This is a genomic window from Streptomyces sp. CGMCC 4.7035 (assembly GCF_031583065.1).
GTDB classification, from domain to species: Bacteria; Actinomycetota; Actinomycetes; order Streptomycetales; family Streptomycetaceae; genus Streptomyces; species Streptomyces yaanensis.
Map to the genome: position 1 here is coordinate 1,040,579 of NZ_CP134053.1, position 25,827 is coordinate 1,066,405.

Annotated in this window: 25 protein-coding genes; 15 read left to right on the top strand and 10 right to left on the bottom strand. The window is 69.9% G+C overall.

The features are described from left to right. Positions 1-19 precede the first annotated feature (19 nt). Positions 20-1,468, top strand: coding sequence for a glycine hydroxymethyltransferase (locus tag Q2K21_RS04160; protein WP_310765459.1), 1,449 nt, complete (start codon positions 20-22; stop codon positions 1,466-1,468). Between the two features lie 124 nt (positions 1,469-1,592). Here Q2K21_RS04160 and Q2K21_RS04165 read toward each other — a convergent pair whose 3' ends face one another. Continuing rightward, positions 1,593-2,258, bottom strand: coding sequence for a hypothetical protein (locus Q2K21_RS04165; protein WP_310765461.1), 666 nt, complete (start codon positions 2,256-2,258; stop codon positions 1,593-1,595). Between the two features lie 91 nt (positions 2,259-2,349). On the opposite strand from Q2K21_RS04165, the gene trpS reads away from it, so the two are divergent. After that, the gene (gene trpS, locus Q2K21_RS04170) at positions 2,350-3,363 is read left to right on the top strand and encodes a tryptophan--tRNA ligase (protein WP_310765463.1); all 1,014 of its coding nucleotides are present in this window, start codon (positions 2,350-2,352) and stop codon (positions 3,361-3,363) included. A gap of 117 nt (positions 3,364-3,480) precedes the next feature. Further along, on the top strand, positions 3,481-4,062 hold the full coding sequence (locus Q2K21_RS04175) for a 2'-5' RNA ligase family protein (RefSeq protein WP_310765465.1): 582 nt from the start codon (positions 3,481-3,483) through the stop codon (positions 4,060-4,062). 3 nt (positions 4,063-4,065) lie between these two features. Here Q2K21_RS04175 and Q2K21_RS04180 read toward each other — a convergent pair whose 3' ends face one another. Further along, complete coding sequence (locus Q2K21_RS04180; RefSeq protein ID WP_310765467.1) at positions 4,066-4,848, bottom strand: decaprenylphospho-beta-D-erythro-pentofuranosid-2-ulose 2-reductase; 783 nt, start codon at positions 4,846-4,848, stop codon at positions 4,066-4,068. Positions 4,849-5,097: 249 nt separating this feature from the next. On the opposite strand from Q2K21_RS04180, the gene Q2K21_RS04185 reads away from it, so the two are divergent. Next, on the top strand, positions 5,098-6,009 hold the full coding sequence (locus Q2K21_RS04185; RefSeq protein ID WP_310765469.1) for a YihY/virulence factor BrkB family protein: 912 nt from the start codon (positions 5,098-5,100) through the stop codon (positions 6,007-6,009). On the opposite strand, the gene Q2K21_RS04190 is transcribed toward Q2K21_RS04185, so the two are convergent. After that, a complete protein-coding gene (locus tag Q2K21_RS04190) occupies positions 5,957-7,258 on the bottom strand; it encodes a D-alanyl-D-alanine carboxypeptidase family protein (RefSeq protein WP_310765471.1) in 1,302 nt (433 codons plus the stop codon). The genes Q2K21_RS04185 and Q2K21_RS04190 overlap by 53 nt on opposite strands. 118 nt (positions 7,259-7,376) lie before the next feature. On the opposite strand from Q2K21_RS04190, the gene Q2K21_RS04195 reads away from it, so the two are divergent. The 3 genes from Q2K21_RS04195 (at position 7,377) to Q2K21_RS04205 (ending at position 10,673) form a co-directional block, all read left to right on the top strand. Further along, entirely contained in the window at positions 7,377-7,619 is a 243-nt protein-coding gene (locus Q2K21_RS04195) for an SCO4848 family membrane protein (RefSeq protein ID WP_310765473.1), read from the top strand. A 23-nt stretch (positions 7,620-7,642) separates the two neighbouring features. Further along, complete coding sequence (locus Q2K21_RS04200; protein ID WP_386277287.1) at positions 7,643-8,932, top strand: metallophosphoesterase; 1,290 nt, start codon at positions 7,643-7,645, stop codon at positions 8,930-8,932. 184 nt (positions 8,933-9,116) lie between these two features. Then, entirely contained in the window at positions 9,117-10,673 is a 1,557-nt protein-coding gene (locus Q2K21_RS04205; protein WP_310765477.1) for an ABC transporter substrate-binding protein, read from the top strand. A gap of 61 nt (positions 10,674-10,734) precedes the next feature. Here the strand turns inward: Q2K21_RS04205 and Q2K21_RS04210 are convergent, their stop codons facing one another. Next, on the bottom strand, positions 10,735-12,192 hold the full coding sequence (locus Q2K21_RS04210) for a sensor histidine kinase (protein ID WP_310765479.1): 1,458 nt from the start codon (positions 12,190-12,192) through the stop codon (positions 10,735-10,737). Continuing rightward, positions 12,189-12,917 carry a response regulator transcription factor gene (locus Q2K21_RS04215; protein WP_310765481.1) on the bottom strand — a complete coding sequence of 243 codons (729 nt, stop codon included), beginning with the start codon at positions 12,915-12,917 and terminating at the stop codon, positions 12,189-12,191. The genes Q2K21_RS04210 and Q2K21_RS04215 overlap by 4 nt, the downstream gene beginning before the upstream one ends. 159 nt (positions 12,918-13,076) lie before the next feature. Here Q2K21_RS04215 and Q2K21_RS04220 point away from each other — a divergent pair, with 159 nt between their 5' ends. After that, complete coding sequence (locus Q2K21_RS04220; RefSeq protein ID WP_310780613.1) at positions 13,077-15,482, top strand: MMPL family transporter; 2,406 nt, start codon at positions 13,077-13,079, stop codon at positions 15,480-15,482. Here Q2K21_RS04220 and Q2K21_RS04225 read toward each other — a convergent pair. The 4 genes from Q2K21_RS04225 to Q2K21_RS04240 form a co-directional block, all read right to left on the bottom strand. Continuing rightward, positions 15,475-16,083, bottom strand: coding sequence for a Uma2 family endonuclease (locus tag Q2K21_RS04225; RefSeq protein ID WP_310765483.1), 609 nt, complete (start codon positions 16,081-16,083; stop codon positions 15,475-15,477). The two genes, Q2K21_RS04220 and Q2K21_RS04225, sit on opposite strands and share 8 nt — an antisense overlap. Positions 16,084-16,173: 90 nt before the next feature. Continuing rightward, the gene (locus tag Q2K21_RS04230) at positions 16,174-16,914 is read right to left on the bottom strand and encodes a TetR/AcrR family transcriptional regulator (protein WP_310765485.1); all 741 of its coding nucleotides are present in this window, start codon (positions 16,912-16,914) and stop codon (positions 16,174-16,176) included. Between the two features lie 11 nt (positions 16,915-16,925). Continuing rightward, positions 16,926-17,441: a thiol-disulfide oxidoreductase DCC family protein gene (locus Q2K21_RS04235; protein ID WP_386277219.1), complete on the bottom strand. Its 516-nt coding sequence runs from the start codon at positions 17,439-17,441 to the stop codon at positions 16,926-16,928. Next, entirely contained in the window at positions 17,438-17,845 is a 408-nt protein-coding gene (locus tag Q2K21_RS04240) for a hypothetical protein (protein WP_310765490.1), read from the bottom strand. Before Q2K21_RS04240 ends, Q2K21_RS04235 begins: the two co-directional genes overlap by 4 nt. A gap of 241 nt (positions 17,846-18,086) precedes the next feature. On the opposite strand from Q2K21_RS04240, the gene Q2K21_RS04245 reads away from it, so the two are divergent. Continuing rightward, the gene (locus Q2K21_RS04245) at positions 18,087-19,643 is read left to right on the top strand and encodes an ABC transporter substrate-binding protein (protein ID WP_310765492.1); all 1,557 of its coding nucleotides are present in this window, start codon (positions 18,087-18,089) and stop codon (positions 19,641-19,643) included. 162 nt (positions 19,644-19,805) lie between these two features. Here the strand turns inward: Q2K21_RS04245 and Q2K21_RS04250 are convergent, their stop codons facing one another. Next, entirely contained in the window at positions 19,806-20,282 is a 477-nt protein-coding gene (locus tag Q2K21_RS04250) for a hypothetical protein (RefSeq protein ID WP_310765495.1), read from the bottom strand. A gap of 203 nt (positions 20,283-20,485) precedes the next feature. Between Q2K21_RS04250 and Q2K21_RS04255 the strand changes: the two genes are divergently transcribed. The 6 genes from Q2K21_RS04255 (at position 20,486) to Q2K21_RS04280 (ending at position 25,788) form a co-directional block, all read left to right on the top strand. Next, the gene (locus tag Q2K21_RS04255; RefSeq protein ID WP_310765498.1) at positions 20,486-20,878 is read left to right on the top strand and encodes a hypothetical protein; all 393 of its coding nucleotides are present in this window, start codon (positions 20,486-20,488) and stop codon (positions 20,876-20,878) included. Beyond that, the gene (locus tag Q2K21_RS04260; RefSeq protein WP_310765500.1) at positions 20,875-23,346 is read left to right on the top strand and encodes a DUF4132 domain-containing protein; all 2,472 of its coding nucleotides are present in this window, start codon (positions 20,875-20,877) and stop codon (positions 23,344-23,346) included. The genes Q2K21_RS04255 and Q2K21_RS04260 overlap by 4 nt, the downstream gene beginning before the upstream one ends. 153 nt (positions 23,347-23,499) lie before the next feature. Further along, positions 23,500-24,003 carry a TM2 domain-containing protein gene (locus tag Q2K21_RS04265; RefSeq protein ID WP_310765503.1) on the top strand — a complete coding sequence of 168 codons (504 nt, stop codon included), beginning with the start codon at positions 23,500-23,502 and terminating at the stop codon, positions 24,001-24,003. Then, entirely contained in the window at positions 23,996-24,406 is a 411-nt protein-coding gene (locus tag Q2K21_RS04270) for a DUF2752 domain-containing protein (RefSeq protein ID WP_310765506.1), read from the top strand. The genes Q2K21_RS04265 and Q2K21_RS04270 overlap by 8 nt, the downstream gene beginning before the upstream one ends. Before the next feature lie 271 nt (positions 24,407-24,677). Continuing rightward, entirely contained in the window at positions 24,678-24,941 is a 264-nt protein-coding gene (locus Q2K21_RS04275) for a TM2 domain-containing protein (protein WP_310765509.1), read from the top strand. Positions 24,942-25,167: 226 nt separating this feature from the next. After that, a complete protein-coding gene (locus Q2K21_RS04280) occupies positions 25,168-25,788 on the top strand; it encodes a Uma2 family endonuclease (protein WP_310765513.1) in 621 nt (206 codons plus the stop codon). Positions 25,789-25,827: the final 39 nt, after the last annotated feature.

Genomic DNA, 25,827 nt, shown 5'->3' on the forward strand with positions numbered 1-25,827 from the left:
ACGTCGTCCGGAGGTCCCCATGCCAGAGCAGCCCCTCTCCAACGAGTCCACCGCCTTCCGCGCCGCCCTCGACGTGATCCGCGCCGTCGAGCCGCGCGTCGCCGACGCCATCGGCCAGGAGGTCGCCGACCAGCGCGAGATGCTCAAGCTGATCGCCTCGGAGAACTACGCCTCCCCGGCCACGCTCCTCGCGATGGGCAACTGGTTCAGCGACAAGTACGCCGAGGGCACCGTCGGCCGCCGCTTCTACGCCGGCTGCCGCAACGTCGACACCGTCGAGTCGCTCGCCGCCGAGCACGCCAAGCAGCTCTTCGGCGCCCGCCACGCCTACGTCCAGCCGCACTCCGGCATCGACGCCAACCTCGTCGCCTTCTGGGCCGTCCTCGCCCAGCGCGTCGAGGCCCCCGCCCTGGAGAAGGCGGGCGTCCGCCAGGTCAACGACCTCTCCGAGGAGGACTGGGCCGAGCTGCGCCGCGCCTTCGGCAACCAGCGCATGCTCGGCATGTCCCTGGACGCGGGCGGCCACCTCACCCACGGCTTCCGTCCGAACATCTCCGGCAAGATGTTCGACCAGCGCTCCTACGGCACCGACCCGGCCACCGGCCTGATCGACTACGAGGCGCTGCGCGCGTCGGCCCGTGAGTTCAAGCCGCTGATCATCGTGGCGGGCTACTCCGCGTACCCGCGTCTGGTGAACTTCCGGATCATGCGCGAGATCGCCGACGAGGTCGGCGCGACGCTCATGGTCGACATGGCGCACTTCGCGGGCCTGGTCGCGGGCAAGGTCCTGACCGGCGACTTCGACCCGGTGCCGCACGCCCAGATCGTGACGACCACCACCCACAAGTCGCTGCGCGGCCCGCGCGGCGGCATGGTCCTGTGCGACGACTCCCTCAAGGACCAGGTCGACCGCGGCTGCCCGATGGTCCTCGGCGGCCCCCTCCCGCACGTGATGGCCGCCAAGGCGGTGGCGCTGGCGGAGGCCCGTCAGGACTCCTTCCGCGACTACGCCCAGCGGATCGTGGACAACTCCCGCGCGCTCGCCGAGGGCCTGATGCGCCGCGGCGCCACGCTCGTGACCGGGGGCACCGACAACCACCTCAACCTGATCGACGTGGCCTCGTCCTACGGCCTCACCGGCCGCCAGGCGGAGGCAGCCCTGCTGGAGTCGGGCATCGTCACCAACCGCAACGCCATCCCCTCCGACCCGAACGGCGCCTGGTACACCTCCGGCATCCGCATCGGCACGCCCGCGCTCACGACGCGTGGCCTGGGCACGGCGGAGATGGACGAGATCGCGGCCCTGATCGACCGCGTCCTCACGACGGCCGTCCCCGGCACGACGAGCAAGGGCACCCCGTCCAAGGCCCAGCACGTCCTGGACGAGAAGATCGCGGACGAGATCGCCCACCGGGCGTCCGACCTGGTCTCGGGCTTCCCGCTGTACCCCGAGATCGACCTGGGCTGATCATCACCGGCCGGGGGGAGCCCCTGTAAGGGGCGCGGGGCTGCGACATCATGCGGCTCCGCCGCGTGGGCGCGACCAGCCACATGCGGCCCGCGGTTCGCGGCCACCCCGGCCCGCCGAGCCATCAAAGATCGATCAGCTCGTGCCGTGGCTCGGGCGGCAGCCCGTCCCGTCGGGCCGCCGCCCGCCGCACCGCGTACGTACCTCCTGCGCCCAGCGCCAGCCCCGCCCCGAGTCCCGCTGCCCCCCAGCGCAGGGAGTCCGAAGAGCCGTCCTCGGCGGCAGCGGCGGGCCGGCCGAACAGCCCGCTCTTCTCCAGCCGCTCAAAAACACCCCGCGGCGCCCGGCGCCACCTGATGTCGTCGTCGGCGACGTCCGGCCGAGGATCCGACCGCACCCACACCGCCCCGTCCGGCGCCACGAACACCTGGTCCTGCCGCTCGATGGCGATGTCACCCCCGGGCGCGCGCCGCGTGTAGGGCCACCCCCCGATCCCGGTCAGCCCCCACACCACCGTGGCCCGCACCCGCGGATACCGCCCTTCTTCCCACGCCTCCGGCACCCGCTCGGTTCCGCCCTCCGTCGGAGACAGCAGCTGCCACAGCAGCGCGAACTCCCGGTCCCCCGAGCGGAGCGTCACCGTGCTGTTCGCCACGACGAGCGCGAGATCCGGTATGTCCTTGCTCACGGCCCGCGCCGGGACGGCGGCGACCGTCAGTGTCACTACCGTCCCCACCAGCGCGGCCACCAGCCCCCCGAGCGCGCGCACCCGGCCCCTCAGAATTGTCATGTCGCCTTGTTACCCCCTCGGCGACGATTCGGTCCGCACCCGTTGCCGACCAGTTCCGGTCAGCGCACCGCGACCTGAGAGAATGGTGAACATGGCTTCAGACCGTCCTCGCGTGCTCTCCGGAATCCAGCCCACCGCCGGCTCGTTCCACCTCGGCAACTACCTCGGCGCCGTCCGCCAGTGGGTGTCCCTGCAGGAGACCCACGACGCGTTCTACATGGTCGTCGACCTGCACGCGATCACCGTTCCGCAGGACCCGAAGGACCTGCGCGCCAACACCCGCCTGGCCGCCGCCCAGCTGCTCGCGGCCGGTCTCGACCCGGAGCGGTGCACGCTCTTCGTCCAGAGCCACGTCCCCGAGCACGCCCAGCTCGCCTGGGTCATGAACTGCCTCACCGGCTTCGGCGAGGCCAGCCGCATGACGCAGTTCAAGGACAAGGCCGCCAAGCAGGGTGCCGACCGGGCGAGCGTCGGCCTGTTCACGTACCCGATCCTCCAGGTCGCCGACATCCTGCTGTACCAGGCGGACGAGGTGCCGGTCGGCGAGGACCAGCGCCAGCACGTCGAGCTGACCCGTGACATCGCCGAGCGCTTCAACGGCCGCTTCGGCGAGACCTTCAGGATCCCGAAGCCGTACATCCTCAAGGAGACGGCGAAGATCTACGACCTCCAGGACCCGTCGATCAAGATGAGCAAGTCGGCGTCCACGCCGAAGGGCCTCATCAACCTGCTCGACGAGCCGAAGAGCACCGCCAAGAAGGTCAAGAGCGCCGTCACGGACACGGACACCGTCATCAGGTACGACACGGAGCACAAGCCGGGTATCAGCAATCTGCTGACCATCTACTCGACCCTCACCGGAACGGGTATCGAGGAACTGGAGCAGAGGTACGTCGGCAAGGGCTACGGTGCGCTCAAGACGGACCTCGCCGAGGTCATGGTCGACTTCGTGACGCCGTTCCGGGAGCGCACCCAGCAGTATCTTGACGACCCCGAGACGCTCGATTCGATCCTGGCCAAGGGCGCGGAGAAGGCGCGCGCTGTCGCCGCGGAGACCCTCTCCCAGGCCTACGAGAGGGTGGGCTTCCTGCCCGCCAAGCACTGATCCCGACGTACGACCTCCCCATATCGGGGCGTATCGCCGTACAGTCGATAGTCGGGCCGGTAGTCATCCGTGCCTGCCCGGAACACCGAGAACACCAGCACGACGACAGGAGACGACGTGGGGACCGTAACGATCGGTGTGTCGATCGCGGTCCCGGAGCCTCACGGCAGCCTGCTCCAGGAGCTGCGCGCGGGCTTCGGCGACGCCGCGGCTCACGGTATCCCCACGCATGTCACCCTGCTGCCGCCGACGGAGGTCGACGCCTCCGAGCTGCCCGCGATCGAGGCGCACCTGACCGGGGTCGCGGCGGCCGGGCGTCCCTTCCCGATGAGGCTGTCCGGGACGGGCACGTTCCGGCCCCTGTCGCCCGTGGTGTACGTCCAGGTCGTCGAGGGCGCCGAGGCCTGCGCATGGCTGCAGAAGAAGGTCCGTGACGACTCCGGGCCGGTGGCGCGCGAGCTGGTCTTCCCGTACCACCCGCACGTCACGGTGGCGCACGGCATCGACGAGGCGGCGATGGACCGCGCGTACGAGGAACTCGCCGACTACGCGGCCGAGTGGCCCTGTACGGGCTTCGCGCTGTACGAGCAGGGCGCGGACGGCGTCTGGCGCAAGCTGCGGGAATTCACCTTCGGGCGCGCGGTCGTGCCACCCCAGGCGAGCGCACCGGAGGACGCCACCCTCCCCGTCACGCCCTAGGAATCACGCCCCGGAAACCCCTCGGAGCGGCAGCCGCCGGAACAGTGGCCGCGGGACGTGCCGCAGCGCCGACATGACCAGTCGCAGGGCCCCGGGCACCCACACCGTCTCCGAGCGGCGCCTGAGGCCCAGCTCGATCGCCGTGGCGACCCTCTCGGGCGTGGTGGCCGGCGGCACCTCCTCGCGGTCGGCCGTCCTGCGGGTACGGACGAACCCGGGGCGTACGACCATGACGTGCACCCCGGTGCCGCGCAGTGCGTCGCCCAGCCCCTGCGCGAAGGCGTCCAGCCCCGCCTTGCTGGAGCCGTAGATGAAGTCGGATCGGCGGGCCCGCTCCCCGGCGACCGACGACAGCACCACCAGCGCGCCGTGGCCCTGCGCCTGGAGGGCGGTGGCGCACACGAGACCCGCGGAGACCGCGCCCGTGTAGTTGGTCTGAGCGACGCGTGCCGCGGCCACCGGGTCGCGCTCGTCGGTCGCCTGGTCGCCGAGCACGCCGAACGCGAGCAGCACCATGTCGACGGGGCCCTCCGCGAACACCTTGCCGAGCGTGCTCTCGTGGGCCTCCGGGTCGAGCGCGTCGAAGGCGACCGTACGGGTGTCGGCACCGAGTCCGCGCAGGTGCTCGGCGGCCTTCTCCAGTTCGGGGGAGGGGCGCCCGGCCAGCCACACCGTACGGGTGCGCCGGGCGATCAGACGGCGCGCCGTGGCCAGCGCGATCTCGGAGGTGCCGCCGAGGATCAGCAGGGACTGCGGCGGGCCGAAGGCGTCCTTGAGGGCAGGCATGAGCGTGACCGTAGCGCCGCCGAAAGGACATCACCGGGCAATCGCCCCCGCCTTGTGGGGCTCCTCACCGGAACGGGTGATTCACGGGATCCGCCCAAGGCTGCCGTGCCCTGCGGTTCCTGGGTACCCGGACACTGGTCCTCCGCGTCTTTCGGGGCGAAGGAGAACGGCGAGGGATCACAACAAAGGATCACAACAAAGGATCACGGCGAAGGATCACGCGGAGCGGTCCGAGGGGAGAGTCGGAGCATGGACTGGCTGAAGAAGCTTCCCGGCGTCGGGCCGCTCGTCACCCGCCTCATGGCCACGCACGCCTGGCGCTCGTACGAACGCCTCGACCGCGTGAAGTGGACCCGGCTCGCCGCCGCGATGACGTTCATCAGCTTCGTGGCGCTCTTCCCGCTGCTCACCTTCGCCGCCGCGATCGCCGCAGCGACGCTCAGCGGGGCCCAGCAGGACACGCTGCAGAAGAAGATCGCCGAGCAGTTCCCCGGCATCTCCGGCCAGCTCGACATCCACGGACTCGTCCAGAACGCCGGCACCGTCGGCGTCATCGCCGGCGCCACGCTGTTCTTCATCGGCATCGGCTGGGTCGGCCAGATGCGCGACTGCCTGCGCGCGGTGTGGGAGCTGCCGGACGGCGACGAGAACCCCGTGCTGCGCAAGGTCAAGGACGGCGTGGTGCTCGTCGGCCTGGGCGGCGCGGTCCTCATCACCCTCGCCGCGTCCACCGTCGCCTCCGCGCTGGTCGGCCGGCTCGCCGGGCTGCTCGGCTTCGACGAGGCCGGCTGGGGCAGCCTCCTGCTGCGGATCGCCGCGTTCCTCGTCGCCGTCCTCGCCGACTTCCTGGTCCTGCTGTACGTCCTCACGCTGCTGCCCGGCGTGGAGCCCCCGCGCCGCAGGCTGGTGGTCGCCGGCCTGATCGGCGCGGTCGGCTTCGAACTGCTCAAGCTGCTGCTCAGCGGCTATATCCAGGGCGTCGCCGCGAAGAGCATGTACGGCGCCTTCGGGGTGCCGGTCGCGCTGCTGCTGTGGATCAACTTCACCGCGAAACTCATCCTGTTCTGCGCCGCCTGGACAGCGACGCGGAGCAGCGGCGCGGACGGGGTCAGGGGCGCGGGCGACGGCGTACCAGATCAGGCAGCGGCCAGCGGCGGTTGACCAGGAATCCGCCCCCGGCCAGCAGCACGAGAAGGCCACCGGCGAGGGCGAATGCCACGCCCATGCCGCTGGAGCCGCTCTCCCTCACGGTGGCGGCCACCGGCTTGGCGGACTGCTTGCCCGCGCCCGTGGCGGACGGGGTCGCTGTGGGCCGGGTTTCCGTGTCCGCGCCCTTCGGGGGGACGAGCTCGCCCACCGGCGTCACCTTGCCGGCCGCGGCGAAGCCCCAGTCGAGCAGTTGGGCGGTCTCCTTGTAGACCTCGTTGTGCTCGTGCTTCTCCGGGTTCATGACCGTGACGAGCAGCACCTTGCCGCCCCGTTCGGCGACACCCGTGAAGGTGGCGCCCGCGTTGGTGGTGTTGCCGTTCTTCACACCCGCGATGCCCTGGTACGGCGTGATGTCGGTGTCCCCGGCCAGCAGCCGGTTGGTGTTCTGGATCTCGAAGGACCCACGGGTCTTCTTGCCCTTCTTCTTCTCCGTTGTCTCGCCGGGAAAGTTCGCCCGGACCGTGGAGCAGTACTCCCGGAAGTCCTTCTTCTGGAGTCCGGAGCGGGCGAACAGCGTCAGGTCGTACGCCGACGAGACCTGGCGCGCGGCGTCGTACCCGTCGGGGCTGACCACGTGCGTGTCGAGCGCCTGAAGCTCCTCGGCGTGGGCCTGCATGTCCTGGACGGTCTGCGCTATGCCGTGGTTCATCGCGGACAGCACGTGCACGGCGTCGTTGCCGGAGCGAAGGAAGACGCCGAGCCACAGGTCGCGGACCGTGTAGGTCTCGCCCTCCTTTATCCCGACCATGCTGGAGCCGGACCCTATGCCGGCCAGGTCGGAGGGGACCACCTTGTGCTCCTCGGTCTTCGGGAACCTGGGCAGCACGGTGTCGGCGAACAGCATCTTCAGGGTGCTCGCCGGGGGCAGCCGCCAGTGCGCGTTGTGGGCGGCGAGGACATCACCGGACTCGGCGTCCGCGACGATCCAGGACCGCGCGGTGATGTCCTTCGGGAGCACCGGGGCGCCGACGCCGAGGTTCACCTGGGTGCCCGGCTTGCCGAGCAGCTCGCCGCCCACCGTCGACATCACGGCCGGGGGCGTGGCCGACGGTGAGGCGGTCGGGCTCTGCGTGGCCGAGGGCGAGGCGGTCGGGCTCTGCGTGTCCGCGAACGCGGTCGCGGGGGCGGCGAGAGAGAGGGACAACACGGCGGCGGTGGTGACCGGCAGGCGGCGCCTGGCGATCTTCTTCAGGGCGGACACGGTCGCGAAAGTACAGGGCGCCGGACGGGAAGTCCCGTCGTATCCCAGCCGTTGATCCCGACCCCACGGCGAGCGCCCCCGCAGCGAGCGCCCCGGAGAGAAAAGCGATACTGAACTCATGAAGCTCAGCCGCCCCATCTCCTGGTTCCTGCTCGCCTTCGGGGTCTGGAGCTGGGTCATCTGGATCACTTTCGTCAAGAATCTGTGGAAGGACGGCAGCGGGCTCGCGTTCGACGACGCGGGGGATCCGACGGCGTACTTCTGGGTGCACCTGACGCTCGCCGTCGTTTCCTTCGTCTTGGGGACCGTCATCGGCATCATCGGGTTGCGCGGACTGCGCGCGCTGCGACGTACGCCATAACGGGGGACGGAAACAACACGGTGATGGTTCTCTTCGTGGTGGTCGCCGTTCTGGCCGTCGTGGCCGTGCTCGCCGCCTTCCACTGGTACGCGTGGCGCCGGCTGGTCCGTGACACGACCCACGGCCCGGGCCCCGCCCGCCGCACCGGCACCGTGGTGATCGTCGCCGGCCCGGTGCTGATGATCACGGCCCTGGTCGCCGAGCGTGCCGGAGCCCCCTTCTGGCTCCAGCGCGTCCTGGGCTGGCCGGGTTTCCTGTGGATGGCGTTGTCGATCTACCTGCTGCTCGCGCTGGTGGCGGGCGAGGCCGTACGGCCGCTGGTACGACGGCTGGTGGAGCGCCGGGCGCGGAAGCAGGAGACGGCACCGCTGAGGGCGCCGGTACCGGCGGGCACGGCGCCGACGGAACGGGAAACGGAACCGGAGCCGGAGCGAGAGCCGGAGGCCGAGTCGCCGGACTCCGCGACCGTGTCCACCACACCCGCCGCCCCCTCCCGCCGCCTCTTCGTCTCCCGGGTCGTCGGCGGAGCGGCCGCCGCCGCGGCGGTCGGCACGGTGGGTTACGGCACGTACGGCGTGCTGCGCGGCCCCGCCGTGAAACGCGTCACGGTGCCGCTGGCCAAGCTGCCGCGCTCCGCGCACGGTTTCCGCATCGCCGTCGTCAGCGACATCCACCTCGGCCCCGTACTCGGCCGGGGCTTCGCGCAGCGCGTCGTCGACACGATCAACTCGACGCAACCGGACCTGATCGCGGTCGTCGGCGACCTGGTCGACGGCAGCGTGAAGGACCTGGGCCCGGCGGCGGCACCGCTGTCGCAGCTGGAGGCCCGCCACGGCAGCTACTTCGTCACCGGCAACCACGAGTACTTCTCCGGCGCGGACCAGTGGGTCGAGGAGGTCCGCCGGCTCGGTCTGCACCCGCTGGAGAACGCCCGCACGGAGCTGCCCGCCTTCGACCTGGCCGGCGTCAACGACCTGGCGGGCGAGAGCGAGGGCGAGGGCCCCGACTTCACCAAGGCGCTCGGCGACCGCGACACCTCACGCGCCGTCGTCCTCCTGGCCCACCAGCCGGTCCAGATCCACGAGGCGGTCAGGCACCATGTGGACCTCCAGCTCTCCGGCCACACCCACGGCGGCCAGCTCTGGCCCGGCAACCTCATCGCCGCCGCCGCCAACCCGACGCTCGCGGGCCTGGACCGCTACGGCGACACGCAGCTGTACGTGTCACGGGGGGCGGGGGCGTGGGGGCCGCCGACGCGGGTGGGCGCACCGTCGGACATCACGGTGATCGAACTGGCCTCCCGACAGGCCTGACGGGGTCGTCCCGGGCGGTGCCCCGGAAAGGCCTGTGAATCACCTGTGAAACCGGCTGGAAACAGCCCCTGGGTAAGTTCTTTCTCATCTCGCAAGATCCCTCTTCCCCCGGCTGAAACACTGTGATTAGGTGATCCGCGCCACAGGGGAGTGGTATGCGCTGAGGGCCTGGGGAGGGGCGCCGATGCGATCGGTTCGCATGCGGATTCTCGCGACTGTGCTGGTACTGGCGGGCGTGGGAGTGGGTGGTTGGCAGTTGCTGCCAGCCGATGAGAACACCGACCGGACGATCACGGTCGGGACGACGGACGCCGTGACGTCGCTGGATCCGGCCGGGGCGTACGACGCCGGGTCCTGGGCCCTTTTCAGCAGTGTCTTCCAGTCACTGCTGACCTTCGAGCCCGATGGCGTCGAACCCGTGCCGGACGCGGCCAAGAGCTGCGCCTTCGTGGGGACGGACCTGCGGACGTACCGCTGCACCCTCCGTGAGGGCCTCACGTTCCCCGGCGGGCGCACCATGACGGCCGAGGACGTCAAGTACTCCTTCGACCGGGTCAAGCGCATCAACTCGGACGTGGGCCCCGCGTCCCTGCTTGCGACCCTGCGTTCGGTCGACGCCGACGGGCTCACCGTCACCTTCCATCTGTCCTCGCCCGACGCGACGTTCCCGTTCAAGGTGGCCACCGGCGCCGGTGCGATCGTCGACCACACCAAGTACCCGGAGAACGGGCTGCGCAAGGACAACAGTGTCGACGGGACCGGTCCGTATGTCCTGACGTCGTATACGAAGGACGAGAAGGCCGTCCTCGCGCCGAACACGCACTACAAGGGCGACGTCAAGGGCACCGGCAAGCCCGTCCTGCTGCGCTACTACGCCGACCCCGCCGCCCTGGAGAAGGCGTGGAAGGCCGAGTCCGTCGACGTAGCCACCCGCCAGCTGCCGCCGGCCATGCTCGCAGGTCTCTCGCCGAGCGACCCCAACCAGCGGGTCAGCGAGGCCGACAGCGCCGAGATCCGCAGCCTGGTCCTGAACACCGCCGCCGGATCGCCGCTGCGCGACTCCCGGGTCCGTCAGGCCATCGCCTCGCTGATCAACCGTGAGGAGCTGGTCGACAAGGTGTACGAGGGCACCACCGATGCGTTGTACTCGCTCATCCCGGCCGGCATCACCGGGCACACCACGTCGTTCTTCGACTCCTACCCCAAGCCCGACGCCAAGAAGGCCCGCGCCCTGCTCACCGCGGCGGGCGTGCACACCCCGGTCCGCTTCACCTACGGCTACGGGAAGGCCCGCGGCTCCGCCGAGCAGGAGGCCGCGGAGCTGAAGAGGCAGCTGGAGGCGAGCGGGCTGTTCAAGGTGGACGTCAAGGGCTACGAGTGGACCGACTTCCAGAAGCGGTACGCGAGCGGCAAGCTCGACGCGTGGGCCGTCGGCTGGGTCGCCGACTTCCCGGACCCGGACAACTTCGTCACCCCGCTCGTCGGCACCGGCAACAGCATGAAGAACGGCTACAGCAACAAGGACGTCGACAACCTGATCCTGGACAGCCAGCGCTACTCGGACCGCAGCCGCACCGACGCCGACTTCCAGAAGATCCAGCAGACCGTGGCCGTCGACGCCCCGCTGATCCCGCTGTGGCAGCGCAAGGAGTATGTGGTCAGCACCGAGGACGTCGGCGGCGGACAGTATCTGTCGGACGGTACCGGCGTCTTCCGCCTCTGGCGGCTGAACTGGATCTGACGCCCGGTGTGTGTCCCCGGGGGCGGAGCCCCCGGGGACGGCCATACGGCCACCCGTGGTCTCAGCAGTGCCCCCGCGCCGGCAGCGTCACCGTCACCGTCAACCCCTCGCCCGGCGCCGTCCGCACCGTGACCTGCCCGCCGTGCGCCGCCACCACGGCCTGCACGATCGCCATCCCGAGCCCGCTGCCCGCGCCCCCGCCCGCACGGAAGAAGCGGTCGAAGACGCGTGCGGCGTCCTCCTCCTTGAGCCCCGGCCCCTCGTCGGCCACGCACAGCCGTACGACGCCGTCCTCGCGCTCCAGCCCGAGCCGTACCGGTACGTCGGCGGGCGTGTGGACCCGGACGTTCGCCACGAGATTGCCGAGCACCTGCCGCAGCCCGGACTCGTCGGCCCGCACCAGCAGCGCGCCGTCCGCCCGCACGGCCACCGGCCGCCCCGGCTGCTGGGCTCGCAGGTCCTCCGCCGCGTCCCGCACCAGACGGCTCACATCGACATTCCTGAAGCGGAGTTCGGGCCGCTGGTCCAGACGCGCGAGGGTGAGGAGTTCGTCGACCAGGCGGCCCATCCGGTCCGCCTCGGCCATCATCCGCTCCCACGACCGCTTGCGCTCGTCCGGGTCGGTCAGCATCCCCTTGTCGTACAGCTGGAGGTAGCCGCGTATCGCCGACAGCGGCGTGCGCAGCTCGTGCGAGGCGTCCGCGACGAAGCGGCGCAGCTGGGCGGCGCTGCGCTCGCGCGTCCGGTACGCCGACTCCACCTGGTGGAGCATGGAGTTGAGGGACGTGCGCAGCTGCTCGACCTCCAGGGTGGTCTCCTTGCTGGAGGGCACGCGCCGGGTCAGATCACCCTCGGCGATCGCCGACGACGTCTCCACCATGTCCTCCAGCGGCCGCATCCGGCGGCCCACGCTGATCATCGTCAGCACGGCGAGCAGCGCCAGCAGCAGGGTCCCGACGGCGAGATCGAGCTTGAGTGCCTTGGCGACACCCGTGTGCAGTACCCCGGTGGAGCGGGCGAGCAGCACGTACGTGCCGTCGGCGAGCCGCGCCCCGGTCACGCGGTACGGGTCGCCGCGCAGAGAGACGTCGTGCGGCTCCTCGTCCTTGACGAGTGCGGCCGGATCGTCGACCGCGGCGGCGAGCGCCTGCTGGGCGGCGGTGGGCTTCAGACCGGCGATGGTGAGCACGGTGCCGTGCCGGTCGACGGCCGCGAAGACGTTGTCCGGGTTCGGAGAGTCGCCGCCGCTGTGCGGCAGCAGCCGGTCGCGGACGACGGTCAGCGCGCTCAGTGAGTCGATCTCCTGCATGGTCAGCCCCGAACGCGCCAGTGAGTCGCGGGACTTGGTCAGCTCGGTGTCGATCTGTCCGAGCACGTAGTGCCGCATGCCCATCAGGCTGATGGCCGTCGCCGCGACGATGCCGAGCGCCAGCAGCCCCACGTTCGCCAGCGTCAGCTTGCCCCGCAGGGAGTGGATGCCGCGCGGCCGGAGCAGCGGCGGGAGCCTGAGGAAGGTCATGCCAGCCCGTATCCCACGCCCCGCCGCGTGGTGATCACCGGCGGTCCGAGCACGTCCAGCTTGCGGCGCAGATAACTGATGTACGTCTCGACGACCGTGGACTCCGGCGGCGTGTGCTCGTACTGCCACACATGGCGCAGCAGCTGCTCCTTGGGCACGATCCGACCGCCGTTGCGCACCAGGAAGCGCAGCAGCGCGTACTCGGTGGGGGTCAGCTCGACCGAGTTTCCCGCCCGGTGCACCGAGTACGTCGTCTCGTCCAGCTCCAGGTCGCCGTAGCGCAGTGGCGGGCGCTGGGGCAGTACGTCGGCCGGGCGCGTACGGCGCAGCACGGCCCGTACCCGGGCGATCACCTCGTCGATGTTGAACGGCTTGGTGATGTAGTCGTCGCCGAAGCCGAGTGCGCCGACGACCTCGGCGGGCGCGTCACGCGCGGTGACGAAGACGAGCGCCAGGTCCGGCTGCCGCGCGCGGAGCTCACGGCCCAGCGCGCGTCCGTCGCCGTCCGGCAGCATCACGTCCAGCAGGGCCGCGTCGGGCCGGGTGCGTTCGGCGAGCGCGAGCGCCTCGCGGACGGTGCCCGCCGTCATCACCTGGAAGCGGTGGTAGCGCAGGGCGATCGCCAGGACGTCCGCGATGCTCTCCTCGTCCTCGACGACGAGGACGGTCGCCCCCTCGTGAGCCCCCTCGTGGGTTCCCTCGTGCGCTGCCTTGTTGGCGGTCATGCCCCCAGTATCCGCACGCGCCCGCGCCCGTGGGCGGGCCCGCCCCTTTGGAATTCCTTGAGAGTCCTGGCGGGCCGAGCCCCTGCGGGCACGCCACTGCCGATGCTGGTGCTCCAGGACCCGGGGGACCCGGATGAAGGAGCGTAGAGAGTGACGACATTGGCGCGGTGGTGCTATCGGCACCGGCTGGTGGTCCTGTTGCTGTGGGTGGGGGCGCTGCTCGGAGTGGGCGCGGCGGCGTCCGCCAAGGGCACGGACTACGCGAACGTCTTCTCCCTGCCGGACACGGACTCCAAGAGCGCGTACGACCTGATGGAGAAGGCCTTCCCGAAGGCCGCGGGCGACACCGACACGGTGGTGTGGAAGGTCGACGAAGGGTCGGTCCGGGACCAGTCCGTACGGTCGCGGATCGAGCCCGCGCTGGCGAAGATCGGGCGGATGCCGGGGGTCGGCGCGGTCACCGGCCCGTACGAGGGCGCCCGGGGGGCGGCGCAGATCAGCCGGGACGGGAAGATCGCGTACGCGCAGCTCACCTTCACCAAGCGGGCGAACGAGGCACCCACACAGCTCGTGCAGGACGTCGTCGACACCGCGCAGGGCGCCGAACGTGGCGGTCTGCAGGTCGAGTTGGGCGGACAGGCGATCACCCGCATCCAGCAGCCGCCCGCCGGCCTGTCCGAGATGGTCGGCGTCGTGGCCGCGGCCGTCGTGCTGTTCCTCGCCTTCGGCTCGCTCTACGCGATGCTGCTGCCGATCGCCGTCGCGATCTTCGGCGTCGGCATCGGACTGTTCTCCACCCAGCTGATCAGCCACGTCACGTCCGTGCCCGACATCGCACCGCTGCTCTCCTCGCTGATCGGCCTCGGCGTCGGCCTCGACTACGCCCTGTTCATCGTCACCCGGCACCGGCGCGGCATCCTGCGCGGTATGGAGCCGGAGGAGTCGGCGGTCACCGCCCTCAACACCTCCGGCCGGGCGGTGCTGTTCGCGGGCGGCACGGTGTGCATCGCGCTCGCCGGGATGCTGGTGACGAACCTGCGCTTCCTGGACGGCGTGGTCATCGGCACCTCGCTCACCGTGGTGCTGAGCGTGCTGGCGTCGGTCACCCTGCTGCCGGCTCTGCTCGGACTCCTCGGCCCGCGGGTGCTCGGCCGTCGGCAGCGGCGCCGTCTGGCGGCGAACGGGCCCGAGCCGGAGCGGGCCAGCGGACTTGCGGCACGCTGGTCGGAGACGGTGCAGAAGCGCCCCCGGACGGTCGCCGCGCTCGCCTTGGTCGTCATGGTCGTACTCGCCCTCCCCGTGCTGTCGCTGCGTCTGGGCGCCGCCGACCAGGGCAACGACGACGCGTCGCTGACGACCCGGAAGGCGTACGACCTGCTCGCCGAGGGCTTCGGCCCCGGCTTCAACGGACCGCTCCAGGTGGTGGCGGTCAGTGGCGACACGGACACCCTGGTCAAGGACATCCGCGACACCCACGGGGTGGCCCGGGCCACCGCGCTGCCGCCCGCGCAGGGCGTGACGGTCATCCAGGTCGTACCGACCACCTCGCCGCAGTCGGAGCAGACGGACAAGCTCATCGACACGCTGCGCGACGAGGTGATCCCTCAGGCGGGGGCGAAGGCCCACGTCGGCGGTGTCACGGCGGTCTCGAAGGACTTCGCGTCCGTCACGGGCGACCGCCTGCCGTACTTCATCGCGACCATCATCGGCCTGGGCTTCCTGCTCCTGCTGATCGCCTTCCGCTCGCTCGTGGTGCCGCTGACGGCCGCCGTGATGAACCTGATCGCGGCCGCCTCGTCCTTCGGCGTGCTCGTGGCGATCTTCCAGTGGGGCTGGGGACTCGACCTGCTGGGCCTGGGCAAGGAGGGCCCGATCCAGGCGTTCCTGCCGGTCATCATGCTCTCGCTGCTCTTCGGCCTGTCGATGGACTACCAGGTGTTCCTGGTGAGCCGGATGCACGAGGAGTGGGTGCACACCAAGGACAACGCCCGCGCGGTCCGGGTCGGCCTCGCGGAGACCAGCCGGGTCATCAACTCCGCGGCCCTGATCATGGTCTGCGTCTTCCTGGCCTTCGTGCTCAGCGGCAACTCGGGCGCGGCGATGGCGGGTGTCGGCCTCGCGGCGGCGGTGGCGCTGGACGCGTTCATCCTGCGGACGGCGCTCGTGCCCGCGGCGATGCATCTGTTCGGCCGGGCCAACTGGTGGCTGCCGGCGTGGCTGGAGAAGCGGCTGCCGCATCTGGCGGTGGAGCCGCAGGAGGAGGCGGCGGAGACCGCCGTGGAAGGAGGGCCCGCCTCGGCCGTCCACGGCTTCATCCGTACGGCCGACGGTGACCCGGTCGAGGGCGCGGTGGTGACGCTGCTGTCGAAGGGCGGGCGTCAACTGGACCGCGTCACGTCTCTCGCCGACGGCTCCTACATCCTCTCGGTGCCGGCACCGGGGACGTATCTGCTGGCGGCCACGGCACCGTCGTATGCCTCACGGGCCCGGCATGTGGTGGTCGAGGAGGGGCCGCTGGTCTATGACGTGGAATTGGCGGAGGGGGAGGTGGACGCCGTCAACTAGTCCTCGGAGTCCCGGCCTTGAGGATCTCGTCGACATCGAGGCTGACCTTGGCGCCGATGGAGTCGGGCAGAGTGACGATCTCGCCGGGGGCGTACGGGCGATGGTTCTCGTACTTGTCCCCGGCGGGGTCGGTGAGGACGTGGAGCCGCTGGTGCTTGCGGTCGACGATCACGTAGACCGGGATCTTGGCGCTGGCGTAGGCCTTGACCTTGGTACGCAGGTCGGCCTTCCAGTTGCTGGAGGTGACTTCCAGGACCAAGCGGAAGGCCACAGGGTCGAAGCAGTTGTTCTCGATGAGGTGCTCGTCGATGCTGGCCTCGACGATGCAGAGATCGGGAATCGCATAGTCCTCGGGGCCGTCCGGCAGCCAGACACCGATGCCTTGGTGCACTTCGGTTTCGTCCTCATCGAGACCAGCAGCCTCGAAGGGACGGGCCAGCTTCTTCAGCGCCCTCGAATGAGCGATGTCCGGGGGTGGCGTCACGAGGATCTGCCCTTCGATGATCTCGACGCGGTGGCCGGGCAGGCGATCCATGATGCGATTCGCCTCCGCGACCAGCGGTCGATCACCGTGTGGCTGCTCGACGGGTGCTGCGGACATCGCGTGCCTCCCATGGGCTGGTGTCGAGAGCATCATCGTAGGCAGGCCGGATGCCAGGTGTCCCGTTCGAACCGCTTCACCCGGAAGTGATCACTTGCCCTGCCCCTTGACGGCGGGATCCGGCAGCACCTTGGTCATCCCCGGCAAGAAGTCCGTGAACAGCTCGTGCACCTCGTGCACGAGCGGCCGCAGCACCCGGAAGCGGGCCAGCGACACACCGCGCGCCGTGAGTCGGGCGCCGCGCGCGGCGAGCCGGTAGCTGCGCTCGCGCCCCTCGGTCCGGTCGAAGATCCAGTACAGCACGAGCCCCATCTGGGACAGCCACATCAGCTCGGGCAGCACCTCCCGCAGCTCCTCCGGCACCTTGGTCTTCGCCCCGCGGAGCACCTCCTTGTGGACGCTGATGGCCTCCACGCGCGCGTGCTCCGACTCGGGGGAGAAGGGGCTGAGCGGGCTGTCCGGGTCGGCGGCGTTCTTGAAGAACTGCACCGCGAACTCGTGGTACGGCGTCGCGACGTCCAGCCACACCCTCAGCACACCGCTGAGCCGGGCCTCCAGATCGGTCTCCCGGTCCAGGACCTCACGGACCGCCGCCCGGTGCTCGGCGGCGAGCCGGTCGTAGAAGCCCTGGATCAGATGTTCCTTGCCGGCGAAGTAGTAGTACGCGTTGCCGACGGAGACCCCGGCCTCCTTGGCGATGGCCCGCATGGTGGTCCCGTCGTACCCACGCTCCTGGAACAGCCGCATGGCCGTCTCCAGGATCAGGGTGCGGGTCTGTTCGGACTTGGTGGGCGTACTGCCCGCTTCAGGGCTGTCGTTCTTCGCAGGCACGGAAAGAGAGCCTAACGAGTGGCGCAGGAACCGGTGTCGCAACCCGGCTTTGTGTACGTCCACCCCCACTGCGGGTCGTACGTCCACCCGTCGCCGCGCCGGTAGACCTTCCCGCCCCACTGCGCCCCGCGCCACTTGGCGGCGGCCAGCACCGCGCCCTTGGCGAGCCTGGCCCCCGAGGGGGTGCTCAGCCGGTGGGCGAGGGGCCGGTGCTCGCGCAGGGCCCACAGGGTCACGATCCAGGCGGCGGCGCCCCGGTAGACCTGCCCGGCGTCGCCGACCACGGTGATCTCGTCCAGGGTGGCGCGGTGATCGAGGCCGGGAAAGCGCCGACGGGCCTCTTCCGACCCGGCCGGAACCGGCTCCAGCGGCACCAGTTGCGGCTGCCGTACGAGCCAGTCGCGCACGTGGGAGCACAGGGAGCACTGGGCGTCGTAGAGGACGGTGAGCCCGTGGACCGGGACGCGCGCGGCGTCCCGGACCCGCGTGGCCGTCACGGTGCTCACGCCCTCGCCGAGGGTGCTCATGCCCCCGCCGAGGGCGCGGCCCACTCCTGCGGCCGAACGGGCGGCACCTGCTCCCGCTCCATCATCCCGCGCCGCCGGATCTTGTTGAGTACGAAGACGTTGCCGAGGTGCATCACGCCGAGCACCAGCAGCACCACGCCGAGCTTGGTCGACAGGGCCTCGAAGATCCCGCGGGTGTCTTCGATGGTGTCGTCGCCGTTCAGATACAGCGCGACGAAGCCGAGGTTGACGAGGTAGAAGCCCACCACGAGCAGGTGGTTGACGGCATCGGCGAGCTTCTCGTTCCCGTGCAGCACGTCGGCGAGAAAGATCCGTCCGTTGCGGCTGAGCGTGCGGGCCACCCAGACGGTCAGGGCGATGCTGACCAGCAGATAGATGACGTAGGCGATGACCGTGAGGTCCATGTCCCCACCCTTCTTGAACGCGTTCAAAACGCTGTCAGGGCTGAATGTACTCCCGTTTTTGAACGCGTTCAACTCGATCGCGAAGGGCTGCCCCTGACGCGCGGTCAGGCGTGGGCGGGCCCACGGGGTGCGAGGTCTTCGTCACCTCGGCATGACTCGATTTCGTCCATGTAAAAAGTCTGTGATTAGGTGGTGCGCGCCACGGATGAGTGGTAAAGGCTGATTGTGAAAGGAGCGCCCGTTGCGATCGAGTCGCATACGGATCCTCGCGACTGTTCTGGTGTTGACGGGCGTGGGCGTGGGCACGTGGCAGCTGCTGCCGGCCGATGAGAGCAGCGAACGGACGATCACGGTCGGGACGACGGACGCCGTGACGTCGCTGGATCCGGCCGGGGCGTACGACGCCGGCTCCTGGGCGTTGTTCAGCAGCGTCTACCAGTCGCTGCTGACCTTCGAGCCCGATGGCGTCGAGCCCGTGCCGGACGCGGCCAAGAGCTGCGCCTTCGTGGGGACGGACCTGCGGACCTACCGCTGCACCCTGCGTGAGGGCCTGAAGTTCCCCAGCGGGCGCGCGATGACGGCCGAGGACGTCAAGTACTCCTACGAGCGGGTCAAGCGCATCAACTCCGACGTCGGCCCCGCGACGCTGTTCGCGACCCTGCGCTCGGTCGACGCCGACGGGCTCACCGCCACCTTCCATCTGTCCTCGCCCGATGCGACCTTCCCGTTCAAGGTGGCCACCGGCGCCGGTGCGATCGTCGACCACACCAAGTACCCGGAGAACGGGCTGCGCAAGGACAACGCGGTCGACGGGACCGGTCCGTACCTCCTGACCTCGTACACGAAGGGCAAGGAAGCCGCCCTCGCGCCGAACGCGGACTACCAGGGCGATGTGAAGGAGATCGGCAAGCCGGTCGTACTGCGCCAGTACGCCGACTCCACCGCCCTGGAGAAGGCGTGGAAGGCGAAGGCGATCGACGTCGCCACGAACCAGCTGCCGCCCGCCGTGCTCGCCGGTCTCTCGCTGAGCGACACCAACCAGCGGGTCAGCGAGTCCGAAGGCGCCGAGATCCGCAGCCTCGTCCTCAACACCGCGGCCGACTCACCCATGCACGAGCGCGGCGTCCGCCAGGCCATCGCCTCGCTGATCGACCGCGATCAGCTGGTCAACAACGTGTACCAGGGCACTACCGAGCCGCTGTACTCGCTCATCCCGGCCGGTATCACCGGGCACATCACCTCGTTCTTCGACGCCTATCCCGAGGCGGACGCGAGCAAGGCCCGCGCCCTGCTCGCCGCGGCGGGCGTGCAGACCCCGGTCTCGTTCACCTACGGCTACGTCAAGGGCGGCGGCTCCTCCGGCGCGGAGGCCGCCGAGCTGAAGAAGCAGCTGGAGGCGAGCGGGCTGTTCAAGGTGGACCTCAAGGGCTACGAGTGGACGGCGTTCCAGAAGCAGTACGCGAGCGGCAAGCTCGACGCGTACGGCGTCGGCTGGGTCGCCGACTACCCGGACCCGGACACCTTCACCGCCCCGCTGGTCGGCACCGGCAACACCATGGAGAACGACTACAGCAACAAGGACGTCGACCACCTGATCCTGAGCAGCCAGCGCTACTCGGACCGCAGCCGGACCGATGCCGACTTCCAGAAGATCCAGCGGGCGGTGGCCGAGGACGTCCCGCTGATTCCCCTGTGGCAGCGCAAGCAGTACGTGGTCAGCAGTGAGGACGTCGGCGGCGGGCAGTACCTGTCGGACGGCACCGGTGTCGTGCGCCTGTGGCGACTGGACTGGATCTGACGTACGAGACATCTGACGTACGAGACATCTGACGTACGAGACATCGACGTGCGACGACATCTGACGTACGACGACATCTGACGTACGACGACGGGAGCACGCGCGGCGGCCGCCACGCGTGCTCTCCCTTTAAGTCACGCGCTCCTCCGCGTGGCTCGCGGCTCAGTCGCCCGAGAACCCGAAAATCCCCAGGTGGGTGGGCTCGTCGCCGGTGTACAGAACGACGTACAAGCCGGTCCACCGCATGCGGCACTCGTCAAAGAGCGTCTTCGCACGGTCGGGCGGAAGTCCGATGGCCGCATGGTCCTGGGCGAGCAGCTCCTCGAACCGACCGGGCGTCGGGCGATCGGTGCCGAAGTGATGCACGACGCGCTCGGGCGCCAGCGGGCGCAGCGTCCCGTAGTCCTCGATGTTGTGGTCCGACGGGGCGGCGGTCGTGTGGACGACGCTGTCGATGTCCAGGATCGAGTGCGTCCCCTCGTTGCCCATGAACTCCTGGTCCTGCCACAGCTCCTCAAGGTCCCGGTAGGACTCGTCGTCGCCATAGAGTTCCTGGAAGACCTGCGCGTGCAGAGCCTCCAGGGACTCCTCGACCGTGCCCTTGTACGGAGTGACGTAGTCCCAGCCACTGGCACCCATGCGCCGCTCCTCCCGTTCTTCCGGTGCGACATCTACAAGATCGCTGTCACCTTAGGGAAGGGGAGTGACACTGGGGCCCGCAGTGAGCGGGAGTATCGCCCGCTCGCCTGGGACCGCTCGCTGAGTCGACTCAGCGGCCCGCGAGGCGCCCCTCCGAACGAGCCGGGGCCCCACTGTCAGTGGCGCCCCCTACTGTCGGCGGCATGGCAATCGTGACGTTCGTCGACGAGACGACAGCGGGGGAGCGGGGTGCGGGCTGGGGGCTCGACATCGCTGAGGAGCGGCTCACCGTGCGGGAGCTGATCCGGCGGCGGGTGTTTCAGGAGGTCGCCGAGTACAACGCGCGCACTCCGGGCGTGTTCCAGGGGCTGGTGCAGCCCGAGGACGCCGAGCGGGTGCTGAACGGGTACGCCCTGCGGACGCCCCGGCGGATAGACCCCGAGGCGCAGACCGAGCTGGCGCTGAAGGCCTTTGCGGGGAATGGGTTCCTGGTGCTTGTGGGCGACCGGCAGGTGACCGAGCTCGATGACGAGGTCGAGCTGGGGTTCGGCACCGAGGTGACGTTTCTGAAGCTCGTTCCGCTGGTGGGGGGATGACCGTGCAGTTCATCCAGACGTACAGGGACCTGATCCGGCAGCGGCTCGCCGACGGTGACCTGGGGGCGCTCGCCGTCGACATGCTCAAGGCTGCCGCTGTGAACAACGGGAGGTGGGCGGGGCGTTGGGGCGAGGTGCTGGACGAGCTGCGTGAGCTGCCCCTGGAGACGCGGACGTCGCTGTGCGATGCCCTCGTGGAGCAGTACCACTCGGACGCGGCGGGGCCGATCGCCCGGGACCACGCTCTGACCCTGCTCGGCGTCGTCTCCCGCGGCCTTCCCGGCGATCGGCTCTCCGTGGAGCGGCTGCGCAAGCTCGACGAACTCTCCCTGCAACAGTGCGTCTGGTACGGCTCGCGCTACGAGGCACTTGCCGAGGCCGAGCTGGCCGCGGGTCGCCCGCTCGCGCCGGCCGTCGTGGCCGTCTTCCGCCGCACGGCCCTGGAGGCGTACGGCGACGAGTCCGCGGTCAAGCTGGCGGCCACGCTCACCGAGCCCGTTCTCAACGTCGGCGAGGAGTGGGCCGAGCAGGCCCTGGCCGACGGCACCGGCCATGACTGGCAGGCCCTGCTCCGCCACGCCACGACCGCCACCGCGTCCAAGCCCACCACCAAGTGGGACAAGCAGGCCCGTGCCCTCATCGAAGCCCTCGGCGCCGACCGTGTCCGGGACACTGTGCTGCCCTGGCTCGCCCTCGTCGGCCGTCCCCGGACGCTCACGCTGGAACACCAGAGGTACGGGCCGGACGTCAACGCAGCCTACGACCCCTACAACGCCAACGCCCTGCGCGGCCTGGCCTGGCTGCTCTCGCTCCTGCCGCCGCACCCCCAGACCGCTCGTGCGCTCGGCGCGCTCGTGGAGACCTCACTGAAGAAGGTCGCGGGGCTCGGCCCGCGGAACCCGAAGGTCGCCAACGCCTGCGTCGTCGCGCTCTCCCGCATCGACAGCGAGCCGGCCCTCGCCGAACTCGCCCGACTGGCCACCCGGGTGACGTACAAGAACACCGCGAAGCTCATCGACACCGCCCTGGAGACCCGCGCCGTCGCGCTCGGCCTCGGCCGCGAGGAGATCGAGGAACTGGCCGTACCGGCCTATGGGCTGACCGAGGTCGGCCGCGCCGAGTACGGGCTCGGCGATGCCACCGCCCTGCTCGAAGTCCACGGCTCCAGGACGGTCCTCGGCTGGCGCAACGCGGCCGGGAAGCCGGTCAAGGCCGTGCCCGCCGCCGTCAAACGCGACCACCCCGACGAGCTGAAGGAACTCAAGGCCGCCGTCAAGGACATCGACAAGATGCTCTCGGCCCAGAGCGAGCGCCTGGACCGCCAGTTCCTGGCGCGCCGCACCTGGTCGTACGACACCTGGCGCGAGCGTTACCTCGACCATCCCCTCGTCGGCACCCTGGCCCGTCGCCTCCTGTGGACGGTCGACGATACGACGGTCGGGTACGCGGACGGAGCCCTGCGCACCCTCACCGGCGATCCGCTCGACGAAGGCACCGAGGTGCGGCTCTGGCACCCGGTCGAGCACGAGCCCGCCGAGATCGTCGCCTGGCGCGACTGGCTGGAACGGCACGAGATCACGCAGCCGTTCAAGCAGGCCCACCGCGAGGTGTACCTGCTCACGGACGCCGAGCGCGCCACGGGCACGTACTCCAACCGCTTCGCGGCCCACGTCCTGCGCCAGCACCAGTTCCATTCCCTGGCCGCCATCCGGGGCTGGCGCAACAAGCTCCGGCTGTCCGTCGACGACGAGGCACCTCCGGCCACCCGCGAGCTGCCCCAGTGGGGCCTGCGCGCGGAGTACTGGATCGAGGGCGACGGCGGCGAGCACTACGAGGACATCACGGAGTCCGGAAGCTTCCTCAGGCTGCGCACCGACCAGGTCCGCTTCTATCCGATCGACGCCCCGGAGAACTCGGCGCACTGCTGCGGAGGCGAGTACCGCATGTGGCTGCGCGACGGGGAGGACCCGGTCCACCCGCTGCCCCTGACCGACATCCCGCCCCTCGTTCTCTCCGAAGTCCTGCGTGACGTCGACCTGTTCGTCGGCGTCGCGAGCGTCGGCAACGACCCGACCTGGCAGGACGGCGGTCCCGGCGGTCGCTTCCGGGAGTACTGGACGTCGTACGGCTTCGGCGAGCTGGGCCAGAGCGCGCAGACGCGGCGCGTGTTGCTGGAGCGTCTGATACCTCGACTGGCGATAGCCGACCGGTGCCTGCTGGAGGGCCGGTTCCTGCACGTGACGGGCGAGCGCCATACGTACAAGATCCATCTGGGTTCCGGCAACATCCTCAGGACACCGAACGACCAGTACCTGTGCATCGTGCCGAAGGCGAACGCGGGTGGACCGCAGACCGGTTACCTGCCGTTCGAGGGGGATCGCATGCTGGCGGTGATCCTGAGCAAGGCGATGATGCTGGCCAGGGACACGGAGATCACGGATTCGACGATTCTGAGTCAGTTGCGATGAGTCAGTTGCGATGAGTCAGTTGCGACGAGGGGGCTCCTGACGCCACGGCGGCCGCGCAGTTCATGGTGCGGCCCCCGGCTTCTCCATGGCGGGTTCCCTCCTGCAAGATGACATGCACTTGTTCTTCTCACACCAATCGGGGGAGTGCCCGCCTTGTCCGAACAGCCGCAGCAGCCACAGCAGCCGCAGCAACCACCTCAGCCGCAGCAGCCGCCGCAGCCGGGGTACGGGTATCCGAACCCCGGCACTGGCCCCTACGCCGCCGGTGGCGGTCAGGCCGGTCCGTATCCGGGCGGTCAGGCCGGCCCTTACGGCTACCCGCAGCAGCCCGGCTACCCGCAGCAGCCCGGTTACCCCGCGGCCGGCTACCCGGGGGGCCCCGTGCCGCCCGGCACCTACACCGGTGACCCCAACGCCCCCTACGGCTACGACCCTTACGGGCGCCCGTACTCCGACAAGTCGAAGGTCGTCGCCGGCGTGCTCCAGCTCACCCTGGGCGGCTTCGGCGTCGGGCGTTTCTACATGGGTCATGTCGGCCTCGGCCTCGCCCAGCTGTTCACCTGCGGCGGGCTCGGCATCTGGGCGCTGATCGACGGGATCATGCTGCTGGTCGGCAACGACAACACCGACGCCCAGGGGCGGGTCCTGCGTGGCTGATGTGGCCGACGCACCCCGTACGTCGCCCCTGCGGCACCCGGCGGCGGCACCCCTCGCGGTGCTCGCCGCCGGGACGGCCGGCTCGGCCTACCTCTACGTCACCGACCCGCACGAGCCCGGCCACGTCCTGCCCCAGTGTCCGTTCCGGCTGGTCACCGGGTTGCTCTGCCCGGCCTGCGGCGGCACCCGCATGGTGTACGACCTGATGCACGGTCACTTCGCCGAGGCCTGGCTGGACAACAGGGTGCTGTTGCTCGCCTCGCCGTACGCGCTCTCGCTGTTGGGACGCTGGATCGTGGAGGGGCTGCGCGGCCGGCGCTGGCAGCCGCGGCTCAGCCGTCGCGCGCAGGCGGTCGTCCTGCTGGTCGCGGTGGCATGGACCGTGCTGCGCAACGTCGTTTAGCCGACGGACGTTGCCCGGTCGGTGGCGGACGGCCGGAATTGAGCGGGTGTTGGCGAGAATGTGATCACGGAATGGGAACGATCAGTGGATCTGCTCCCCTTCGCCTCACCGGTCTCCCTATGCTCCCAGGGTCACAGGGGGGACGATCGAGCATGGTCAGGCGCCAGGCTCGGTGCGTGTGAGTGCGTGATCTTCTCGGTCGGGGTCCCTCCTGGACTCTTCCCGGAGCAATCGCTCCGGTCTCTTCAAGACACTTCCAGGAGCAGTTCTCATGACCGTCCCCACCCCTGAGGCTCCCTACGGCTACGACCCGCAGGGCCGCCCCTACTCCGACAAGTCGAAGATCGTCGCGGGTGTCCTCCAGCTCTTCCTGGGTGGCTTCGGCGTCGGGCGCTTCTACGTGGGCTCCGTCGGCGTGGGTCTCGCCCAGCTCTTCACCTGCGGTGGCCTGGGCTTCTGGGCCCTGATCGACGGCATCCTGTTCCTCACCAGCAACGACCGCACCGACAAGCAGGGCCGCGTTCTGCGCGGCTGACCGCGGCACACCCACGGCGAGGGCCCCACTCCTCCGAGGAGTGGGGCCCTCGCCGTAGCCGTACGGGAGAAGACGCTACGGCCCTCGGCCACCGCGCGTGCCGTGGCAGCGGCCGCCGTACGACCGGAGACGGTCGGTTACCGGATCACTCGTTGAGGTGAGGCGGCTGCCATATCCCCTGGGTACGCTGATCCCACAGGCGAGACTCCGTCCCATGGGAGCACTGATGAGCGCCGCATCCGACGACGGGCTGGAGGACGAGCCCGCGTACCGCTGGCCGATCCCGCCCGCCGGAGGCTGGACTGCGGACGACCTCGACCGGATTCCGGGCCTCCCGCCGCACACGGAGTTGATCGACGGGAGTCTCGTCTTCATGAGTCCGCAGACACGGTTCCACAGCCGGACGATGCGTCTGCTGGACAACGCTCTCCTGGAACAGGCACCTGAGCACTTGGACGTCGACCGTGAGATGACGGTCAAGCTGGACTCGAAGAACCGTCCCGAGCCGGACATCGTGGTGTTCCCTGTGGATGCGGTGACCAGCCCGAACCAGACCTGGTACAGGCCCGAAGACATCATCCTCGCCGTCGAGGTCGTCTCCGAGGACTCCCGCGAGCGTGACCGGGAGGTCAAACCCCGCAAGTACGCGGCAGCAGGCGTGCCGCACTTCTGGCGGGTCGAGCAGGACGGCGACAAGGGTTTCCCGGTCGTCTACGTCTACGAACTCGACCCGGCCACGAAGTCCTACGGCCTCGCCGGCATCTTCCACGACCGCCTCAAGGTCTCTGTCCCCTTCGACATCGAGATCGACCTGACAGCGATCAACCGGCGCAGGACCGGGCCCTGAGCCGGAGGCACCTCAACGATCCGTGACCGGATTCGTTCC

Bases quoted from the DNA above. Each gene is read 5' to 3' on its own strand.
- Q2K21_RS04160 (WP_310765459.1), top strand. From the start codon at position 20: ATGCCAGAGCAGCCCCTCTCCAACGAGTCCACCGCCTTCCGCGCCGCC.
- Q2K21_RS04165 (WP_310765461.1), bottom strand. From the start codon at position 2,258: ATGACAATTCTGAGGGGCCGGGTGCGCGCGCTCGGGGGGCTGGTGGCC.
- trpS (WP_310765463.1), top strand. From the start codon at position 2,350: ATGGCTTCAGACCGTCCTCGCGTGCTCTCCGGAATCCAGCCCACCGCC.
- Q2K21_RS04180 (WP_310765467.1), bottom strand. From the start codon at position 4,848: ATGCCTGCCCTCAAGGACGCCTTCGGCCCGCCGCAGTCCCTGCTGATC.
- Q2K21_RS04185 (WP_310765469.1), top strand. From the start codon at position 5,098: ATGGACTGGCTGAAGAAGCTTCCCGGCGTCGGGCCGCTCGTCACCCGC.
- Q2K21_RS04195 (WP_310765473.1), top strand. From the start codon at position 7,377: ATGAAGCTCAGCCGCCCCATCTCCTGGTTCCTGCTCGCCTTCGGGGTC.
- Q2K21_RS04200 (WP_386277287.1), top strand. From the start codon at position 7,643: ATGGTTCTCTTCGTGGTGGTCGCCGTTCTGGCCGTCGTGGCCGTGCTC.
- Q2K21_RS04205 (WP_310765477.1), top strand. From the start codon at position 9,117: ATGCGATCGGTTCGCATGCGGATTCTCGCGACTGTGCTGGTACTGGCG.
- Q2K21_RS04210 (WP_310765479.1), bottom strand. From the start codon at position 12,192: ATGACCTTCCTCAGGCTCCCGCCGCTGCTCCGGCCGCGCGGCATCCAC.
- Q2K21_RS04215 (WP_310765481.1), bottom strand. From the start codon at position 12,917: ATGACCGCCAACAAGGCAGCGCACGAGGGAACCCACGAGGGGGCTCAC.
- Q2K21_RS04225 (WP_310765483.1), bottom strand. From the start codon at position 16,083: ATGTCCGCAGCACCCGTCGAGCAGCCACACGGTGATCGACCGCTGGTC.
- Q2K21_RS04235 (WP_386277219.1), bottom strand. From the start codon at position 17,441: ATGAGCACCCTCGGCGAGGGCGTGAGCACCGTGACGGCCACGCGGGTC.
- Q2K21_RS04240 (WP_310765490.1), bottom strand. From the start codon at position 17,845: ATGGACCTCACGGTCATCGCCTACGTCATCTATCTGCTGGTCAGCATC.
- Q2K21_RS04250 (WP_310765495.1), bottom strand. From the start codon at position 20,282: ATGGGTGCCAGTGGCTGGGACTACGTCACTCCGTACAAGGGCACGGTC.
- Q2K21_RS04255 (WP_310765498.1), top strand. From the start codon at position 20,486: ATGGCAATCGTGACGTTCGTCGACGAGACGACAGCGGGGGAGCGGGGT.
- Q2K21_RS04260 (WP_310765500.1), top strand. From the start codon at position 20,875: ATGACCGTGCAGTTCATCCAGACGTACAGGGACCTGATCCGGCAGCGG.
- Q2K21_RS04275 (WP_310765509.1), top strand. From the start codon at position 24,678: ATGACCGTCCCCACCCCTGAGGCTCCCTACGGCTACGACCCGCAGGGC.
- Q2K21_RS04280 (WP_310765513.1), top strand. From the start codon at position 25,168: ATGAGCGCCGCATCCGACGACGGGCTGGAGGACGAGCCCGCGTACCGC.